The organism is Mycobacterium sp. E787 (assembly GCF_001668725.1).
In the GTDB taxonomy this organism is placed as follows: Bacteria; Actinomycetota; Actinomycetes; order Mycobacteriales; family Mycobacteriaceae; genus Mycobacterium.
Genome location: NZ_LZKL01000092.1, coordinates 1 through 1,290, shown reverse-complemented (window position 1 = coordinate 1,290; position 1,290 = coordinate 1). Strand labels below are relative to the sequence as shown.

Below are 1,290 nucleotides of genomic sequence, written 5' to 3'. Positions count from 1 at the left end.
GGCGACATCGACATCCTGATCACCGACAAGACCGGCACGCTGACGGAAGGCCGCATCCGCCTGGTCGGCACGATCGATCCGGCCGGTGCGCCGGCCGAGCCGGTCCGGCGGCTCGGGCTGCTGGCCACCGACGTCGACCCGGAATCCGGTGTGGTGAGCGCCAATCCGCTCGACGCCGCGCTGTGGGACTCCCCGCAGCCACAGCAACTGGTGGGCGGCGCGGTGCGCCGCGTCGCGCTGCTGCCGTTCGACCACGAGCGGCGCGCGACGTCGGTGTTGGTCGACGACGACGGCAACCGCCTCCTCGTCGTCAAGGGCGCCCCCGAACAGGTCCTGGACCGGTGCGACGGGACGCCGGCGGCCGCGGATGCGACCCTGGCGGACTTGTTCGCCGCCGGACGGCGGGTGGTCGCCGTCGCCACCCGCCCGGCCGCCGAGCTGACGGAGCTCACCGCCGACGACGAACACGACCTGACGCTGGCCGGCTTTCTGGTCTTCGCCGACGAACCCAAACCCGCGGCGCGCCAGTCGCTGGCACAGCTGGCCGAACTGGGCATCGAGCTCAAGATCGCCACCGGCGACAATCCGCGGGTCGCCGAAAAGGTCTGCAATGACCTGGGTTTGGCGTCCAAGGGCACGATCACCGGCGCGCAGCTGGAATGCCTCGATGACGACGAATTCGGCCGCGCCGCTGCGGACCACAGTATCTTCGCCCGCATCTCCCCCGACCAAAAGGCACGGCTGATCACCGCGGCACGCCGCACCGGAAGATCGGTGGGGTTTCTCGGCGACGGGGTCAACGACGCGCTGGCATTGCACGCCGCCGATGTGGGCATCTCCGTCAACAGCGCCACCGACGTGGCCAAGGACGCGGCCGACGTGGTCTTGCTGGAAAAGGACCTGGGGGTGCTGGCCACCGGGGTGGCCACGGGCAGAAGGATTTTCGCCAATACCATCAAGTACGTGTTCATGGGCACATCGAGCAATTTCGGCAACACCTTCAGCGCCGCCGCCGCGTCGGCGTTCTTGCCGTTTCTGCCGATGCTGCCCAGCCAGATCCTGCTGGGCAACCTGCTCTACGATGCCTCGCAGTTGGCGATCCCCACCGACCGCGTCGATGAGGAGCAACGCGATGCGCCGGCGCACTGGAACGTCGCCTTCATCCGCAGGTTCATGCTGACGTTCGGGCCCATCAACTCGCTGTTCGACTTCCTGACCTTCGGATTCATGCTCGGCATCCTGCACGCCGGCGAGGTGGCGTTTCACACCGGGTGGTTCCTGGAAAACCTT

1 protein-coding gene is annotated in these 1,290 nt (G+C 68.0%); it reads left to right on the top strand.

Annotated features, from left to right (window positions below; genetic code table 11):
* Positions 1–1,290 (top strand): HAD-IC family P-type ATPase (locus A5705_RS18330; RefSeq protein ID WP_156763158.1); only part of this gene is annotated, 1,290 nt, incomplete at both ends.